This is a genomic window from Streptococcus sp. 27098_8_91, assembly GCF_041432385.1.
Classification (GTDB): domain Bacteria; phylum Bacillota; class Bacilli; order Lactobacillales; family Streptococcaceae; genus Streptococcus.
In genome coordinates, this window is sequence record NZ_JAPVZN010000001.1 from 257,249 (window position 1) to 276,120 (window position 18,872).

Here is an 18,872-nt window from a genome sequence, read left to right on the forward strand (position 1 = left end):
CTTTTCATTCCTATTAAACTGTTTTTTCTACTTTTAAGATTTTAACATCATAGCTTCCTACAGGTGTTTCAATCGTAGCAGTATCACCTGTTTTCTTACCAATCAAGGCTTGCCCAATTGGGCTTTCATTTGATACTTTACCTGCAAAGGCATCTGCACCCGCTGATCCCACGATGATATATACTTCTTCGTCGTCTTCACCAATTTCTTGGATAGTTACTGTTTTCCCGATAGCAACTTCATCTTGAGCAACCGCATCGCTATTGACAATCTCAGCATAACGGATTTTTGTTTCCAAGCTAGAGATTTGTCCTTCAACGAAGGCTTGCTCGTCCTTAGCTGCTTCATACTCACTATTTTCTGACAAGTCACCGTATGAACGCGCAATCTTGATGCGTTCTACAACTTCTGGACGACGAACTAGTTTCAACTCTTCTAATTCTTTTTCGAGTTTTTCCTTTTCTTCAAGGGTCATTGGATATGTTTTTTCTGCCATTTTTCTCAACTTTCTTTTGATTAAATTTAAATTTCTTTAGGTAGTAAAGCAAAATTATGTGGTAAACCACATAATTTTACAATGAAGACAAAGTCTTTTTAAAGCTTTCCTTGAATGATTTTAGTCAGTATCGACCTTTTAAAATCTGTGCCTAAACCTAATGATTCTATCACTTCTAGACTCAGGTTCAAATAAGAGGTAAGTTTTTACTTTCGTAATTTCCGAACGCCTAAAACTTGTGAATTTCAGGCGTTTCTAATCATAGCGGAAAGACTGGTGTGACTTGCTATTCCCGTAAAAAGAGAGTTTCTCTTCTACACTCACGGATTTAATAGCAAATCTTGTTCTAAGAGTTAGTTTGAACTGCTTGATTGTGTCAGTTTACTGTTGACATGCTCTGCAACGTTTCGATCATGTTCTTCTCGTGTCGTTGCAAAGTAAACCTTACCATCTTGTACGTTGGCTACAAAGTAGAGATAGTCGCTCTTAGTTTGATTGATACTTGCTTCAATTGCATCCAGACTTGGACTGTCTACTGGGCCAGGCATTAAGCCAAGGTTCGTATAATCATTATACGGTGAATTGATTGTTGTATCAATTGCTGCATCATCTGCCAAGCTAATATTTTGTCCTAGCTTACCTTCTGCATAGAGAATAGCAATGTTACTTTGAAGTGGCATACCAAGGTTCAAACGATTATAGAAGACTCCAGCGATCAGTTTGCGATCGTCAGTTTTCAATCCTTCTTTTTCCACAAGTGATGCGATGGTGAGGAGTTCATTCACTGTCAAGTTCTTTTCTTTGATTGCAGTGTAATGTGCTGACAAGTTTTTGTCCATAGTTGCCACCATTTCATCAATCAAGCTTTCAATAGTTGTGCTTTCTTTGATAGCATAAGTTGCTGGGAATAGGTACCCTTCTAAACGATAACGAACACCACTTTCTTTAGTTGGTAGACTTCCGAGAAGGGTTGGGTACTTAGCAACTAATTGAGAGATGAAGGTTTCATCTTGCACTTTTGCCAAGAAGGCATCAGCAGTCAAAGGTTCTTTAAAGTCTCCTTGAAGCTGACCAACTGTTTGTGCGATTTGATCAAGGGTATATCCTTCAGGGATTGTAAGATTTGCAAGTGCAACTTCTTGAGGTTGAGGCGTTCCACCCTTTTGCAATTCTTTGATGATATCATCTGTACTCATGCTCTTTTGCAAATTATAGTAACCAGATTTCAAATCATTGTAGTCTTTATACTTAGCATAAAGGCTAAAGATAAAACCGTGTTTTACCAATTCAGATTTTTCTAAGGTATCACCAATTTGCTGAAGATTGGCCCCTTCTGGAATCTGAACCGTAACATACTGTTTTGAATTAGCATCAACCGGTTGGAGTGCAGATTCGACATAACGGTAACCAAAGAATCCACCCACACCTAGTAAAATCAATAAAACAAATACTGTTATGAAAAATCCTTTCAAGCGTGATTTTTTCTTTTTCTTGATTGGTTTCACTGATTCTTTACGACTTCTTCTAGGAAGCTCCGTTCTAGTTTCAACTGGAGCAACTGGTTCTTGACTTGGAGTTTCTTTTGCAAGAACTGTTGGTTTCGGTTGAGGTTTAATATTCTTTCGAGCAGGACTTGGTTTGGCCTGATTCGTACGATAAGAAACTGGAATCCTTGTCGAATTAGCATTGAACTCTTTCTCTTCTTGAACCGGCTGAGCAGGCACATGAGATTCAACTCGATCTACAGTAGGTACTACTGGTTCTGTAGCTACTGCAGATTCTGCAGGTGTAACTTCTGCTGGAACTACAGCTGGTTCTGCAGGTGTAACTTTTTCTGGAGCCACAGCTGGTTCTGCAGGTGTAACTTTTTCTGGAACTACAGCTGGTTCAACTGGTTCTTCTGATGACAAAGATGGACGTGGTGGAACTGTTGGAGCATTAGCAAATAGTTCATCCACTAGTGAAACTGAATCTTCCATCAAGTCTTCTACAGACGGCTCTTTCACTAATTCATCTGTCTTTGAAAGATTACTGAAATCAGAGAAAAGCTCATCCTTACCACTCTCGGTAGCGTTAACCTCTTCTTCTCTTTTCAATCTTTCTAAGTCTCGTAAAATTTGTTCTTTAAAACTTAACTTTTCTTCTTCTCGAGAATTTTCGCTCAAAGGTATTACCTCCTTGTTGATAATCTATAATATTATATCTCAAAAACTAAAGAAAAGCAACCATAGATGCCTTTCTGATGCCTAATTCGTGTTTTCCCAGACCATATCATACCATTCTTCACCAGCAAAAGTCGACTTGGATTTTCCTTCATTCACAAAACCATGTTTCTCATAATAGCCAATAAGATAGTCATGGCAGGTTAGATTGATTCCCTCACGCTCAAGAGCGAGATCTTTTAAAGCGGTCAATAATTTTCGTCCGACACCCAAAGCTTGAGCTTTCTTAGCAATGGATAGACAAGTCACAGAGATATAGCCACCTTTTTGACGGCTGTAATCTTTAATGTCTTCTGTAAAGGACTGGTCTTGTAAATGTCGATGAGGAACTACTGGTCCCTCAATATAGCCTAGTATTTCCCCCTCTTTTTCAGCCACTAAAAAACTAGTCTTAATTTCCTTCAGATGAGCTTCAAAAACAGGACGAGGAATGGCTTCTTCAATTGAAAAATTTTCTAGCTCAATTTCAAAGATACGATCTAAATCTGTCAATCTAGCTGGTCTAATAATCATAGTTCCTCCTGATAATAGGGATTATGCCATCGCATGAGAAAGGCAACTTCACTGCTCCTTTCTCCATCTACGATCCCTTGTTCCACAAATCCATTCATTTCAAAGTAGGCCAGCAACTCATCCTCACAAAGCAGATAAATACCTGGTCTATTTTGCTGACGGGTAACTTCCTTCAAAGCTGCTAGCAACAAGGTTCCAAAGCCTTGCCCCTGGTAATCTGGATGAACAGCTAAATCTTCAAGGATGATTGCGTTCTCACTAATGAATTCCTCATCTCCGATCTCAAGCATCCATTTTCTTAAAGAGGGAATAGGAGGTGTCGTCGCAGTGATATAGGCAATCCCTTGATCATCCAGGCTAGCTAAGAGAAACGTACCCGCATGGTTGCGGATACGTTCTTCTATTATTTCTCTATTCATTATTTCTATGGAGTTTGAAATACTTTCTTGTATCAAGCAAATCTGATTTATATCTGATTGCTGTGCTTCCCTGATTTTAATTGGAAATTCCATGATCTTCCTTACTGAACATTGCTTGTCAAATTAGACAAGAGACGTTCGAATGAATATTCATAAGTTTGGATATCGCCAGCTCCCATGAAAACATAGACAGCATTGTCATGGTCTAGGAGTGGAGAAACATTTTCAACTGTGATAACTTGATGTTTCTTGTTGATTTTATTGGCAAGGTCTTCTACCTTGACATCACCATGGTCCACCTCACGAGCTGAACCGTAGATTTGTGCGAGGTAAACTGCATCAGCCTGATTCAAGGCTTGGGCAAAATCATCCAACAAGGCGATGGTACGAGTAAAAGTATGCGGTTGGAAGATAGCCACGATTTCCTTGCTTGGGTATTTTTGACGTGCAGCATCAAGAGTCGCTACGATTTCAGTTGGATGGTGAGCAAAATCATCGATGATAACAGTGTCATTGACAATCTTTTCTGTAAAGCGACGTTTCACTCCACCAAAAGTCTTCAAGTGTTCACGCACTAAATTCAAATCAAAGCCAGCAGTATAAAGCAAACCAATTACTGCTGTGGCATTCATGATATTGTGGCGACCGAAAGTTGGAATATGGAATTGGCCCAACTCTTGACCACGGAAGTGAACGGTAAAGGTTGAACCTGTTGTAGAACGAAGTAAATCGCTGGCTACAAAGTCATTGTTGTCTGCTTCAAAACCGTAATAATAAATTGGAGCATTAGCCGTAATCTTACGCAACTCAGCATCTTCACCGTAGACAAATAAACCTTTGGTAATTTGTTTGGCATAATCATTGAAGGCGTTGAAGACATCTTCCAAGCTTGTGAAATAGTCAGGGTGGTCAAAATCAATGTTAGTGATGATAGAGTACTCTGGGTGATATGGCATGAAATGGCGCTCATACTCGTCTGATTCAAAGACAAAATACTTGGCATTTGCAGAACCACGACCTGTACCATCTCCGATCAAGTAGCTAGTGTCAGTAATGTGTGACAAGACGTGAGAAAGCATACCAGTTGTTGAAGTCTTACCGTGTGCACCAGCAACTCCCATACTGATAAAGTCACGCATAAAACTACCAAGAAACTCATGATAACGTTTATAGCTGATACCATTTTGGTCCGCATAAGCAATTTCAACATTGTTATCTGGACGGAAGGCATTACCAGCGATAATTTCTAAGTCACCTTGAAGATTTTTTTCATCAAAAGGTAAAATTGTAATCCCTGCTTGCTCTAGTCCACGTTGTGTAAAGTAGTACTTTTCAACGTCAGAACCTTGAACTTTATGCCCCATTTGGTGCAACATCAAAGCCAAGGCACTCATACCTGATCCCTTGATTCCGATAAAATGATAGGTTTTTGCCATTTTCTTCCCCTCTATTCGCTCATTCTAGTCAAGTTAAGCTCTTGGGCCACTTGACGTTCTTGTTCTTTTTGTTTACTTTTTTTGTTATAAATTTGGCTTTTCTTTAAAAAGTCATAATTGTTTTTCTTGGAATGACTTGTCTCACCATCTGAAATTGGATGTTCCACTTGAGAAACTGTTTCTGCCAAAATATAGTGAGACTGACCTAACTTCTGACTATATTTCGCAAATTCTCCTGGATTTTCCTTTTGAAAAGGTGCTGTCGGTTGATTTGCTGGACGCACATGGCTTGTCTTCGGTTGACGTCTCGTATGACTTACATCCTGAGTCAAATATCGAGCCGATCGCTTCTTTTTCAAATCCGCGCGAGCTTCTTCACGCGCTAATTCAGCATAGGATTTTTCTTTTTTCTCAATCGATTTTACAAGAGGCTTGGCTTCCTCTTGCTTTTTGTCTTCAGTGATTGGAGACCATTCCAAGTAGTTTTTGTCTTGGTAATCACCTTTTATATTACTGATGAAATCAGACTCATCATAGAGATTCATAACTGGCATTTCTGTCAACATGACTTCATCATCTGCCACTATTGGAAATCGTTTTTGTGTCATATTTATTTCCTTTCAATACTCCATTATAGCGTAATGTCTTGATTTTTCAAGTATAGGCTCATGAAATCCCTAAAATTTCTCGTATTTCAGCTAGACTCAGACTGCCACGAGACTCTGTTCCATCCAAGATTTCAGAAACAAGATTTTTCTTTTTCTCTTGTAATTCTTGAATCTTTTCTTCAATTGTACCTCGAGTCACAAGACGATAAACTTCAACAGCTTGCTCTTGCCCCATACGATGTGCGCGACCGATAGCCTGCGATTCAACTGCAGGATTCCACCATAAGTCTACTAAAATGACTGTATCGGCACCAGTGAGATTGAGACCGACCCCGCCAGCCTTTAGGGAAATTAAAAATACATCGCGCTCTCCTTGGTTAAAGGCCTTGGTCATTTCCTGACGTTCTTGTGAAGGTGTTGAACCTGTAATTTTAAAGGAATTCAAGCCTAAGTCAGGCAGCTCTTGCTCAATCTGATCCAGCATACCTCTAAATTGTGAGAAGATAAGTACACGATGCCCACCTTCAGCAATCTGAACCAGCAAATCTCGTAAACTATCCAGTTTCCCGCTCTCTCCTTGGTAGTCCTCCATAAAGAGCGCAGGTGTATCACAAATCTGACGCAGACGCATGAGACCAGTCAAAATTTCGACGCGATTTCGTTGAAATTCCGAATCGCTTACCTGTCCCAGACGATCCTGCATCTGTTGCAGTTGAGCAAGATAGATAGCTTTTTGTTGATCCTCCAGTTCATTCTTATAGACAACTTCAATCAAGTCAGGCAACTCTGTCAAAACCTCTTCTTTCTTACGTCTCATGACAAAGGGTTTGATAAATTGAGCCACTCTCTCAGTTGATAGTTTCATAAACTCCTTCTTAGCAGGTAAGAGGCCTGGTAAGACAATCTGAAAAATTGACCAAAGTTCTCCCAGATGGTTTTCAATCGGTGTTCCTGATAGTGCAAAGACAGATGGAACCACAAATCGTCGTAAACTTTGAGCAATCTTCGTTTGTGCATTTTTCATGACTTGAGCTTCATCTAGAAAAAGAAAATCAAAAGATAGGTCTCGATAAATTTCACTATCTTGACGGAAAGTAGCATAGCTTGTCACATAAATCTGATGATTTTCTGCCAAAATTGACTCTCGATGAGATTTTAAACCATGCACTACCGCGACATCCAAATCTGGAGCAAACTTTTGAAATTCATCAGCCCAGTTATAGATTAAGCCAGACGGAGCAAGGATTAGGACACTAGTATCTGCTTGAACCTGACTACTTAAAAAGGCGATAGTTTGCAAGGTCTTCCCAAGTCCCATATCATCTGCTAAAATCCCACCAAAGCCATAATGGTGAAGCATTTGAAGCCACTGAATTCCCTTTTTCTGATAGTCTCTAAGTTCTGCTTGGATATTCAGCTCTTTCATCGGAAAATCTTCTGAATGCGTCAAATCATGGGCCAGATTGCGAAATTCTTCGGTGAAAGAAATTTGATCCTGGTCCTTAAATAGATGAGATAGAGTATAAGCTAGGGATTTACGAACTCGAAAAGCTCCATCTTGTAGGTCCTCTATCCCTAATTCTTCTAAATTCTGACGGATACGCTTGGTCTGATCATCGAAATAGTAAACCTGATTCGAAGAGCTGATGTAATAATCCTGCTTCTCAACTAGAGCTTTCATCGCTCGATCGATTTCTTCTTGATCTATATTTTGAAAATCAAATTGAATTTCTAATAGGCTTCCCTTGGATGAGATGTGAACTTGAGGCTTCTGAACCTGATAAAGGTCTTGCAAGCTCTCAGAAATCTTTAATTCTCCAAGTGCTTCAAAAGCTGGTAGCGTCTCATGAAAGAAAGCATAGACTGCTTCAGCCTTGAGGTTTTGACGCCAAGAACGAAAGTCAGCTTCAAATCCTGCAGATAGAGCTAGTTGAAAAATCTCTTTCTCTAGTTGAATATCACTAGCAAAAGGAAGACTCTCTAGTTCATTGCGATTTGTTACTAAGCAAGTTTCATACTGAAACTGCATATCCAAACGGATAGAACCGTCCTCTTCTCCTTCCATGTAGAAAGAAGGACGGAAAGACTGAATTTGAAGCGCATCAGGGGCTTTTACCTCTCCTATGTCTTTAAACTGCGACAAGGTCGAAGCTAAAAGATCTCGATCACTAGTATCAAATTGTAAAATCTTTCTACCACTTTTATCGATAGATACTTTTTTTAATTTTTCTATAAGTCTAGCTTGTTCTTTTGACAGAAGATAAAATGTACCTTTAGTAAACAAGACTTGTCCCTTATAAAACGAATTAAGCCCTACCTGTTGAAAAATTTCCATCTCATAATAGTTGGATTTTTCTTCAATTTGAAAGGTAAATAAGCCTGCTTGACCATCAAAATCTTGAAATACAAGATGAGGATAGCTTGAAATCTGATGGTCAAATTGGAATTCATCTAAGCCCATCAGCAGACTAACACCCTGCTCAAAAAAAGACAGCGGGAAATAGAGATGACGACCTTGATTTTGGAAAAAGAGGGCATTTTCAACCTCATCTTCTACAATTCCCTGAAGGAAATTCAGAACAAATTGGCTACTTTCATCAAACTGACGAATATTCAAGGAAGTTTCATATAACTTTCCAATCATGTAGGGTTTACTAGTTTCTAAAACCTTCAGAAAAAGGGGAATATCTCGGATTACATAAAATTTCTGCGTCTGGATAAGACCGACTCTCAAAGTCCAAATAATGCGATTAGTCCCTGCTTCAATCTGCCCTTGAGCAGACAACTGATAGATTTCAGAAAGACTAGGAATTTGAATGGATTCTAAAAACTTTCCTCCAAAAGTAACCTGAGTTTCAACTTCTTCTTTCTGTTCGTGCACATTTTCCAGATTTCCCAAGAGTTCCTGACCAATGTGATTATTTTTCAGGTAATGCTCTAGTGCTGCCAAATGCACACAGAACCCTCTTTTTTGGAAAAAATCACAAGCACAAAAAACCAAATCATCATCTAAGCTATAGCGAATTTCTTCATCTGCTACACGCGCATAGAGGCGATGATCTTTCTCTTTGATAATTTCAATCTGACTAGTTTCGTAGAGTTGAGCTCCCTCCATTCGAAGCTTCCCTGGAATCAATTTAGCCATATTTTCCCCTTTACTTTATCTCTTAATTATACCACATTTCTTCTTACGAAAATAGCCTTCTAGGAGTACTTTTCTCCTAAAAGGCTAGCTTGTTAAAATTTAGCGAAAGTAGCAATGATTCGTTGGCAGACTTCTTCCAAGACAGATGTCGGCATGGCTACATTTAAGCGAGCGTGGAGGGCTCCTTCTTCACCAAAGTCCAAGCCTCTGTTCAGGATAACCTTGGCTTCGTCTCTTAAAAGGCTTCTTAATTCTTCATCACTAATATCGTAGGCTGAAAAATCAAGCCAAATGAGATAGGTCCCTTGAGGTTTCATGACCTTGATCTTAGTTTCTTTACCAAACACATCGACGACATAATTGATGTGTTTCTCAATCAGTTCTTTGAGTTCTGTTAACCAATCTTCACCAGAGCGATAGGCTGCTTCTGTTGCCAAATATCCCAACCCTGAGATTTCATGTTGATTATTAGCCAGCTGGCGCTTTTGAAAAGCAACTCTTAACTTAGGATTCTCGATGATAGCATAGGAATTCTTTGTTCCAGCAATGTTGAAGGTCTTGGTAGCGCTGCTTAAAATCAGTGAAAATTCTTTAAAATCTTCATTTACCGTATTGAATGACTGGTGCTTGTTCCCAAACAAGGCCAAATCTTGGTGAATCTCATCAGACACCAACAAAACTCCATGTTTTTGACAAAGTTGTCCAATCTTCTCTAAGACTTCTTTTTCCCAAACACGTCCACCAGGATTATGAGGATTGCAAAGAACGTAAAGTTTTACATCCTCTTCAACAAAGTCTTTCTCCAATTGATCAAAATCAATCTCAAAAAGTCCGTCTTTTTCTACTAGAGAGTTGGTGATTAGTCTACGATTATTGAGCTTAATGCTGCGAGCAAAAGGTGGGTAAACTGGTGTGTTAATCAGAACTGCCTCGCCTTCTTTTGTAAAGGCTTGAATAGCTGTTGAGATGGCTGGTACCACACCCTCGATAAAGACAAGAGCCTCTTTGTCAAAGTGGTAACCGTGTTGTGTCGCTTCCCACTTTTGAACTTCCTTAGTTAACTCTTCACTGGCATAAGTATAGCCATAGACTAATTGCTCTGCATAGTCATGGACAGTCTGACGAATCTCAGGTAACACTTCAAAGTCCATATCAGCAATCCAGGCTGGCAATACTTGACGGTCAGTCTCTGCTTCTTTCCATTTGTAGGTATGATGTCCAAAACGATTGGGCAAAGTCGTAAAATCATATTTTCCCATAGTCTTATCCTTCCAAAGCTTGACGCAAATCTTCAATCAAATCTCTCGCATCCTCAATACCAATAGACAAGCGTAAAAGGTCATCTGTTAATCCATAAGAATGACGAACCTCTGCAGGAATGTCTGCATGGGTTTGAGTAGTTGGATATGTAATTAGACTTTCAACACCACCCAGGCTTTCAGCAAAAGAGAATACTTTCAAAGTGTTTAAGATATGAGGGATACGCTTTTCATCCGCCACTTTAAAGGAAATCATTCCCCCACGACCTGTATACAAGACTTCTTTGACTGCAGGTGATTGTTCCAAAAAGGCTACAATCTCTTGAGCATTAGCTGTTGAGTGCTCCATACGAAGTGACAAGGTCTTGAGACCACGAATCAATTGATAACTATCAAATGGTGACAAGACAGCCCCTGTCGTGTTGAGATTATAAAAGAGTTTTTCGTACAAATCAGCATTATCTGTCACAACTACCCCAGCCAAGACATCATTATGACCTGCAAGGTATTTGGTCGCCGAATGAAGGACAATATCAGCTCCTTCTTCTATCGGGCGTTGATAAATCGGGCTATAGAAAGTATTGTCAACGACAACTTTAGCACCCTTAGCATGAGCTAATTTTGACAATTTTTCAATATTAAATTCCAACATCAAAGGGTTGGTTGGTGTTTCGATATAAAGTACATCCACATCCTTTTCTAGCTCGGCAATTAGCTCTTCTTCTGTGTTGGCATAGGTAAAGTGGAATCGTCCTTCTTGCTCAACTTGATTGAACCAGCGGAAAGAACCACCGTAAAGGTCACGAACAGCCAAAACCTTGCTTCCTACTGGAAAAATGCTAAAGGCCAACACAATCGCAGACATACCTGAACTAGTTGCTAGAGCATAGTGGGCTGATTCAATTGCTGCCAAAACTTCCTCTGCCTTGCTACGAGTTGGATTTTTGGTGCGGGTATAGTCAAATCCAGTTGATTGACCAAATTCTGGGTGCTGATAAGTCGTTGAAAAGTGAATTGGTGTTACCAAAGCACCTGTCGCTTTATCTGACTTGATACCTGCTTGTGCTAAAATTGTGTTGATGTGAAATGATTTGCTCATACTTTACCTCCAAATCTATAGTAACTATTGTACCACTTATTTTGTATCCTTCGTTTTCTTGTTTTCAAGAGCTAGTTATAGTTTCAAACTATATAAAAACGATAGCTTCTTAAGAAACTATCGTTTTTCCTGTTGAATAGACTGATTATTTAATGTGTTTAGCTAATTCTTCTTGGGCTTTTTTATTAGATTCTTCTTTTTCTTTCAGCCATTTTTGTCTAGCTTTTTCATACTCATCAGCCGTTACAGTCTTATCTTGCAACTTGAGGTACTTGTATGATTCCACCCCCTTATTTCCAGCTTGTGAGAATGGTGATGAGAATGGAACTGTCTTTCTCAAGGTCGGTGTTCCACCAAGGGAAACGTTTGGAATTGCAAGGGCGCTATCAACGAGCCAAGCTTGAACTTCAGCATATTTTTCATAACGCTTCGCTGGTTCTTGCTCCTTGTTCGCTTCTTCTAACATTTGAGTGTAAGTATCGAGTCCAACTGCCTTAGCCTTGTCATTGACCTCACCTGGTTCTAGACCAATGTTTTGCAACATACCACCGTTATTGACATTTAAGATATCAAGATAACTTGATGGATCCAAGTAGTCAGCACTCCAACCACTATTATAGATGTCAAAGTCTTTTTGAGCTGCGGTTTGAGCGAGGTAGCTAGAGTTATCAAAGTCGTCTGTTGATAATTGTTGGATATCGATAACCACATTCTCAGCCCCTAAGACAGATTCGATGGATTGTTTCAAAGAACTTGCTTCAAGTACACCTTTTTTAGCTGATTGGTCAACTGATACATCCAAGTGGATTGGGAACTGCACACCCTTAGCTTCCAATTCTTTCTTAGCTTCTGCAAACTTAGCCTTAGCCTTGTCAGGATTGTAGTATGGGTCTTGCGCATCTGCAAAGTTGATTCCTTGCCATTCTTGGCCATAGTTGACCATCTTTTCTGAAACAACATCTCCAAAGTCTTTCCCGTTGATACTTACAAATGTAGGAGGTACAACCAGGTTACGAATAATCTTCGTTGCTCCGTCTTCCCCTTGAGATTGAGCTCCATAGGCTGTACGGTTATAAGCATAGTTGAAGGCTTGACGAAAGTTTTTATTCAGAACTGCTTCTTGAGTTGATTTCTTTTCGATATCTGAGGATTTAGACGTGAAGTTATAAGATTTTCTGTCCAAGTTGAAGTTCAAGTAATAAGAAGTTGCGGTTTGCATACTATAAATGATGTTATCTTTGTTCTTCTCTTTAATTCCTTCAAAGCTTGAGCTATTTGGATAGAGACGTGCGTAGCTGTAGACTCCTTCTACAAAGTTACGAGCTAGTGCATCTTGGTCACTACCATCATAATAGGCCAATTTCACATCATCTACAAAGACATTTTTTTCATCCCAGTAGTTGGGATTTTTCTTGAATTCGATAACAGATTTTGAAACAAAGGATTTCATCAAAAAAGGTCCATTGTACAAAATACTAGAAGGATCCACCTTACCAAAATCATCCCCTTTTGATTTCAGGAAATCTGCATTGACAGGGAAGAGAATGGTTGATGTTGTTTTAGAATTCCAATAAGATTCTGGTCGTGTCAAAGTGTACTGAACTGTTTGGTCGTCAATCGCCTTAACACCGACAGTTGAAAAGTCAGTTGTTTTCCCGTTGATATAGTCATCCAAACCTGCTACAGAATCTTGAACCAGGTACAAAGCTTCGGATTTTTTATCAGCAGCATATTTCAAACCAGTTACAAAATCTTGGGCAGTTACTGGAGCATATTCTTCACCTTCAGAGGTATACCACTTAGCATCTTTACGAAGTTTATAAGTGTATGTCAAACCGTCCTGAGAAACACTCCAATCCTCTGCTAAGGATGGAACGTAGTTACCGTATTGGTCATTTTCCATCAACCCATCTACCAAATTGGTAACGATGTCATTGGTTGTTGCACGGTTTTCTGCAAGATAGTTCAAACTAGACGGATCGCTAGGATAGACATAGTTGTATGTTTTAGTTGAACTAGCTGAGTTGCTACAAGCCGCCAATAGTAGAGCGGCACTTAGGGCAAGGCCTGCCAGCGTCAGATATTTTGCCTTAGACTTTTTCATTTCCAGAACCTCCAAATTTAAATATTTGTATCATTATACAGCTATTGTTTTTTTTAGTCAAGCAATTTTATCTATTTTTTACCAAATTATAGATTTTTTTCTACTAATTTTATATTTTATCCTATTTTTTAAATAAAAAATGAACAATTTAAACTTTTTTAGAGTTGAAAGTTCAAATTGTTCATTTTATTTATAAACTATTATGATATTTTCAAGCGTTCTCGCAAATGGTCCGCTTTTGCCTGTCCAATAACCTTATCCAAGAGACGAGTATAGAGACACATGACTCCGTAGAGACCACCACCGATTGTTCCGATTAGAAGAACGTAAAGGAAACTCCAGAAACGTCCAGTTGGATGGAAAACAAATCCAAGAATCCATTGTAAGAGGCCTACCAGAATAAACATGACTAAAGTCAAAATTGTGACTAAAATTGTTCTCTTCAGAATAATCTTTCGACGTGCACCTGTCACCTCACAGATATCTCGGTACATCAAGACATTTGGAATGATGAGACCAATTGTCGTTGAAATTAAAGGACCATAACTATGGAAAATCGCTATCGATGGTAATTGTAGAACAATTTTGGCAATGGATCCATAGACAAAGTAAAGAACTGCCTTGCGATTTCTAAACATGGCTTGAAGCATTGGTGACAAGACCATGTACAAACCTAGGATTGTTGACTGCAAGACTGCAAAGACAAACAAGCCCATAGCCAAACTATCTGGCTTACCGTAAAAGACTGTATAGAGAGGTTCACCAACCATGACTACTCCAACAGTTGCTGGAAGTAAGAATAAGAAGAGCATGGTGATACTATCTTGAACGAGACGAGAAGCCGCTGGCAAATCACCCTTGACATAGTTCTCTGTCAAGAGAGGTAGCCCAACGCTACCAATCGAAACTCCAACCGAAATCAAAATCATGGTGATTTTATTAGGATTGGCGGAGAAATAAGAAAACATGACAACCAAGTCTTCATTACTGTAGTTGGTAAACCACTTCATACTATTGATAAAGGTCATTTGGTCCAAGATTTGGAAAAGCTGAATAGCCGAACCAGTCAAGATAAACGGAATTGCTTCCTTAATCGTATCCATTAACAGGTGTTTGCTATCAATCTTATCTCGCGTTTCAAAAACTTTTTGAAGCATCCCTTCTTTAAAAAGGAAATAAAGTAAGACAGCAAAGCTGGCTACCATTCCCACAAAGGCCGCAAAGGTAGACTGGGTGACTGCTGATAGATAATCTTTTGAACCTAGCTTCATGATAATAAAGGTCGCTAAGAGCATCCAGATGACACGGATAACCTGCTCAGCAATTTGGCTCATGGCATAGGGCTTAAGATTATTCATCCCTTGGAAAAATCCACGGATAACACTCATAGATGGGAATATCAAGACAGCCCACGCTAGACTTTGCATAATGGGGATCAAGTCCTTACCGACTCCAGAAAGGTCCGCCAACCAAGGTGCAAAGAGGTATAAAATCAAGGCAAAGGCAAGTCCTAGCACAGTCATAAAGCCTAAGAAGCTCCGAATCAGGGCAAAACTATGCTCTTCCTCATGCATGGTATTGTATTTAGCGACCTGCTTAGCGACCGCTACCGGGATACCTGCTGTTGAAATCAACAAGAACCAGGCGTAGATATTGTAGCCCATGGTGAAGAGGCCATTAGCCTTAGCTGCATAAGTCCCCATCCAGATATACCAAGGGATGATGTAGATAGCCCCGAGCAGGCGACTGATAAAGTTACTAGCCGTTAGCCAGGCAGTCCCTCGTAACATCTGGGCCTGCTGATGATTATTTTCGTTAGACATAACTTCCTCATTCAATTTTAATAACTAGGAAATGTTCCTTATCTTCCATTATAAACTTTTCCTTGTTACTTGTAAAATTCAGACTTTCGGTTTACAATAGAAAGTATGATAAAGATTGAAACCGTATTAGATATTTTAAAGAAAGACGATCTCTTCCGTGAGATTATTGACCAAGGACATTACCATTATTATCACAGTGATGTCGTTTTTGATAGCATCTGCTACGATAGCCGAAAAGCTCGAGAAAATAGTCTCTTTTTTGTCAAAGGAGCAACCTTTAAAAAAGAATTTCTCCTTTCTGCAATTGAACAAGGACTTGAATGGTATGTAGCGGAACAGGACTATGAAGTCGGTATTCCCGTTATTGTTGTTAGCGATATCAAGAAAGCCATGAGTTTGATTGCTATGGAATTTTATGGCAACCCTCAAGAAAAACTAAAACTCCTTGCTTTCACTGGTACTAAAGGAAAAACAACGGCAGCTTACTTCGCCTACAACATCTTAAGTCAACAACATCGTCCAGCTATGTTATCAACCATGAATACAACCTTGGACGGTAAGACTTTCTTTAAGTCTGCCCTGACTACTCCTGAGAGTATCGATCTCTTTGACATGATGGCCCAGGCTGTTGATAATGGAAGAACTCACCTTATCATGGAAGTATCCAGTCAAGCCTACTTGGTTAAACGAGTCTACGGACTGACCTTTGATGTCGGTGTCTTCCTCAACATTAGTCCTGACCATATTGGTCCTATTGAGCATCCAACCTTTGAAGACTACTTCTACCACAAGCGTCTCTTGATGAAAAATAGCCGAACAGTTGTGATCAATAGTGATATGGACCATTTTTCAGTCTTGAAAGAACAAGTAGAAAATCAAGAACATGACTTCTATGGTAGCCAATCTGATAACCAAATTCAGAACTCCAAAGCCTTTAGTTTCTCAGCTACTGGTAAATTAGCAGGAAACTATGATATCCAGCTAATTGGGCACTTCAACCAAGAGAATGCTGTTGCTGCAGGACTTGCTTGTCTTCGTTTAGGTGCTAGTCTTGAAGATATCAAAAAAGGGATTGCTTTTACTCGCGTCCCTGGCCGTATGGAAGTTCTCACACAGAAAAATGGCGCAAAAGTTTTCATCGACTACGCCCACAACGGTGACAGTCTTAAAAAACTAATCGCTGTGGTTGAAACTCATCAAACTGGAAAGATTGCTTTAGTACTTGGTTCAACTGGAAACAAGGGAGAAAGCCGTCGTAAGGACTTTGGACTTCTCCTCAATCAACATCCTGAAATTCAAGTCTTTCTAACAGCTGATGATCCAAACTACGAAGATCCGATGGCCATTGCAGATGAAATCAGTAGCTATATCCATCATCCTGTTGAAAAGATTGTCGATCGCGAGCAAGCTATCAAGGCTGCTATGTCTGTTACAAGTCAAGAACTGGACGCTGTTATTATCGCTGGTAAAGGAGCGGATTGCTACCAAATCGTCCAAGGCAAGAAGGAAGACTACCCTGGAGATGCAGCTATCGCAGAACGTTATCTATAAGAACTTAAAGAAGGCTAGGAAAATCCCTAGCCTTTATTTTTTATAAAGATAAAGCGTTCTTTATCAAATTCTACAGCTAACTCATATTTCCCATCTTCATTTTGAAGGATGTAACCTAATAAGACTAAACTATCAACAAAGATATCTCGACGCTTCTGCATAAGCTCGTCTTTTTTGAGAAACTTGAGCAAAAAAGTCGTCATGTACTTGAGAGCATACTCAGGATTGACATCCCCCAAAACAGCATAGAGTTTCTGTTGATCTTCTGTCAGCGGATACTGATGTTTTACCTTGTAAAAATAATTAGACAAGGTCATCTTTTCCCTAGCAAAATCCGTATACTCTTCCAGTATAGCCGCATTGGTTTGATTACATAATTCTGTCTGAAAATCTTTCTCCAAGATTTCTTGATAGATTGGACTATCATCTCTCACAAAGACTTCTTGGTCTAGTTCAAGAGAATCTGTAGATTCTAGAAATGGGAGATTGAGATAATAGCGTTTGTTTTCTCGAAGAATGAAACCAGCTTTAATGTATTCCTCCAAGTACTTGTCAACTGCAACCCCTGGAAACTGAGCCTTGATTTCACGGAGGATAACATCATCATGCTGATCAAGATAGTCTACCAAATCCCTAAAGAATGGTTGACGCGTCAAGCGAGATGGATTAAAAATCTGAATCATGAAGATTCCTTTCTTTACAAACTAAAAGTGGTGATGCTGCTAATTGACTAGGGTTAGTGCCAGGCTGATCCAAAGGTACAGAAAGCCCCAACTCTCGATAATATTTTCTCCAGAAATCACTAATTTCCTGTGTATCGTTCCCAAACTTCATGGGAATAGTCTCAAAAATAGGGAGAATTTCTGCTACAAACTGGGAACAGTAATAACCATCTCCATCCGGGTAAAAGGAAGCATTGTAGGGTGACCCCAAAAGGCTCTCTGCCCGCTTTTTGACTTCTTTTTGATCCATTTTTAGATAGCGATAAAGGTCATAGACTTTCTCAGCTTCAAAGAAATCTTCAGGAGATTGGGCAATGACTCCGCCTTCCGTAGTTGCATGATAGACCTGTCCGTCCAAAAAGATGGCCACATGGCTATAGTTACCAGTAGATTCCTGAATGGCCTTCCCCATATCTGAAGCTTCCCTCACAAAAATCAAATCACCAGATTCTAACATACTTCTCTCCTAGCAAAAAAGGAGTCGAAACTCCTTTTTAATAATGGGCTTTCCCATCTATGATTATGCATTAAAGCTTTCAGTCAATTGTGGTACAACTTGTTTCTTACGTGAAACAGCACCTGGAAGGAAAGCGTGGTTGTTTTCAAGTTTGAAGTTGAAAGCTGCTTCGACCTTGTCCATGTTGGCACCAAGAGCCAAAATTTCTGAGTTTGAGTTGACGATGTCTGTAATCATCAAGACAAAGTCAGAGTAGCCGTTAGCTGCATTTGCGGCTTGGATGGCTGCTTCGATTTCAGCTTGGCGTTCCAAGACTTCAGCAATATCAACTGTGTTCACTTGAGCCACACGAACATTGTTTCCGTTGAGTTCAAATGTCTTAGCATCGATATCAATCAATTCTTCAGCAGATTTGCTTGCCAAGTTTGTACCAGCCTTGAGCATAGCAAGACCGTATTCTTCCAAGTTCACACCAGCCAATTCAGCCAATTCAGGCGCAATCACCTTATCAGATGGGTGTGTTGTTGGAGATTTCAAAAGAAGGGTATCTGAAATCAAACCTGAAAGCATCAAACCTGCAATTTCTTTTGGAACAGCTACGCCATGCTCTTTGAACATGCGGTAAACGATAGATGATGCTGATCCAACTGGTTCCAAACGCATGTAAAGTGGGCTGGCAGTTTCAAAGTTAGCCACACGGTGGTGGTCCACAACACCATAAACTTCAACTTCAGCAATATCTGAAACTGATTGTTGGAATTCATTGTGGTCTGTTAAGATGACTTGTTCTGCACCTTCTGCTTTAGCAGATGTGATCACGCGCGGTGCTTCCACACCAAAATAGTTCAAAACAAAAGCTGTTTCTTCATTTGGAGTCCCAAGAGCTACCGCTTCTGTATCCAAGCCATAAGCTTCTTTTGCAAGATAAGCAAAGGCTACAGATGACCCGATGGCATCTGAATCTGGATTTTGGTGACCAAATACTAGAATCTTAGACATGATAATACCTCGTTTCTTT

15 protein-coding genes are annotated in these 18,872 nt (G+C 39.7%); 1 reads left to right on the forward strand and 14 read right to left on the reverse strand.

Annotated elements, in window-relative coordinates; translation table 11 throughout:
- Positions 1-13: 13 nt before the first annotated feature.
- From greA to O3611_RS01260, 11 genes are all read right to left on the reverse strand, one after another.
- The gene (greA, locus tag O3611_RS01210; protein WP_000818756.1) at positions 14-496 is read right to left on the reverse strand and encodes a transcription elongation factor GreA; all 483 of its coding nucleotides are present in this window, start codon (positions 494-496) and stop codon (positions 14-16) included.
- Positions 497-849: 353 nt separating this feature from the next.
- Entirely contained in the window at positions 850-2,667 is a 1,818-nt protein-coding gene (mltG, locus tag O3611_RS01215; protein WP_371607623.1) for an endolytic transglycosylase MltG, read from the reverse strand.
- 75 nt (positions 2,668-2,742) lie between these two features.
- Positions 2,743-3,231, reverse strand: a complete 489-nt coding sequence (locus O3611_RS01220) for an N-acetyltransferase family protein (RefSeq protein WP_371607559.1) — start codon at positions 3,229-3,231, stop codon at positions 2,743-2,745.
- Positions 3,228-3,743, reverse strand: a complete 516-nt coding sequence (locus tag O3611_RS01225; protein WP_371607560.1) for a GNAT family N-acetyltransferase — start codon at positions 3,741-3,743, stop codon at positions 3,228-3,230. Before O3611_RS01225 ends, O3611_RS01220 begins: the two co-directional genes overlap by 4 nt.
- Positions 3,744-3,751: 8 nt before the next feature.
- On the reverse strand, positions 3,752-5,086 hold the full coding sequence (murC, locus tag O3611_RS01230; RefSeq protein WP_371607561.1) for a UDP-N-acetylmuramate--L-alanine ligase: 1,335 nt from the start codon (positions 5,084-5,086) through the stop codon (positions 3,752-3,754).
- Between the two features lie 11 nt (positions 5,087-5,097).
- Positions 5,098-5,694 carry a hypothetical protein gene (locus O3611_RS01235; protein WP_049528575.1) on the reverse strand — a complete coding sequence of 199 codons (597 nt, stop codon included), beginning with the start codon at positions 5,692-5,694 and terminating at the stop codon, positions 5,098-5,100.
- Positions 5,695-5,752: 58 nt separating this feature from the next.
- A complete protein-coding gene (locus O3611_RS01240; RefSeq protein ID WP_371607562.1) occupies positions 5,753-8,839 on the reverse strand; it encodes a DEAD/DEAH box helicase in 3,087 nt (1,028 codons plus the stop codon).
- 92 nt (positions 8,840-8,931) lie between these two features.
- Positions 8,932-10,098, reverse strand: a complete 1,167-nt coding sequence (locus tag O3611_RS01245) for a MalY/PatB family protein (RefSeq protein ID WP_371607563.1) — start codon at positions 10,096-10,098, stop codon at positions 8,932-8,934.
- Between the two features lie 4 nt (positions 10,099-10,102).
- Positions 10,103-11,197: a cystathionine gamma-synthase gene (locus tag O3611_RS01250; protein ID WP_371607564.1), complete on the reverse strand. Its 1,095-nt coding sequence runs from the start codon at positions 11,195-11,197 to the stop codon at positions 10,103-10,105.
- A 145-nt stretch (positions 11,198-11,342) separates the two neighbouring features.
- Positions 11,343-13,301: a peptide ABC transporter substrate-binding protein gene (locus O3611_RS01255; protein WP_248034779.1), complete on the reverse strand. Its 1,959-nt coding sequence runs from the start codon at positions 13,299-13,301 to the stop codon at positions 11,343-11,345.
- 200 nt (positions 13,302-13,501) lie between these two features.
- Positions 13,502-15,124 (reverse strand): oligosaccharide flippase family protein, encoded by a 1,623-nt coding sequence (locus O3611_RS01260; protein WP_371607565.1) that lies wholly within the window; start codon positions 15,122-15,124, stop codon positions 13,502-13,504.
- 105 nt (positions 15,125-15,229) lie between these two features.
- Here O3611_RS01260 and O3611_RS01265 point away from each other — a divergent pair, with 105 nt between their 5' ends.
- A complete protein-coding gene (locus O3611_RS01265) occupies positions 15,230-16,675 on the forward strand; it encodes a UDP-N-acetylmuramoyl-L-alanyl-D-glutamate--L-lysine ligase (protein ID WP_371607566.1) in 1,446 nt (481 codons plus the stop codon).
- A gap of 26 nt (positions 16,676-16,701) precedes the next feature.
- On the opposite strand, the gene O3611_RS01270 is transcribed toward O3611_RS01265, so the two are convergent.
- From O3611_RS01270 to O3611_RS01280, 3 genes are all read right to left on the reverse strand, one after another.
- Positions 16,702-17,358: a DUF1803 domain-containing protein gene (locus tag O3611_RS01270; RefSeq protein WP_371607567.1), complete on the reverse strand. Its 657-nt coding sequence runs from the start codon at positions 17,356-17,358 to the stop codon at positions 16,702-16,704.
- Positions 17,342-17,854 carry a YiiX/YebB-like N1pC/P60 family cysteine hydrolase gene (locus tag O3611_RS01275; protein WP_371607568.1) on the reverse strand — a complete coding sequence of 171 codons (513 nt, stop codon included), beginning with the start codon at positions 17,852-17,854 and terminating at the stop codon, positions 17,342-17,344. The genes O3611_RS01270 and O3611_RS01275 overlap by 17 nt, the downstream gene beginning before the upstream one ends.
- Positions 17,855-17,917: 63 nt before the next feature.
- The gene (locus O3611_RS01280) at positions 17,918-18,853 is read right to left on the reverse strand and encodes a manganese-dependent inorganic pyrophosphatase (RefSeq protein WP_009731484.1); all 936 of its coding nucleotides are present in this window, start codon (positions 18,851-18,853) and stop codon (positions 17,918-17,920) included.
- Positions 18,854-18,872: the final 19 nt, after the last annotated feature.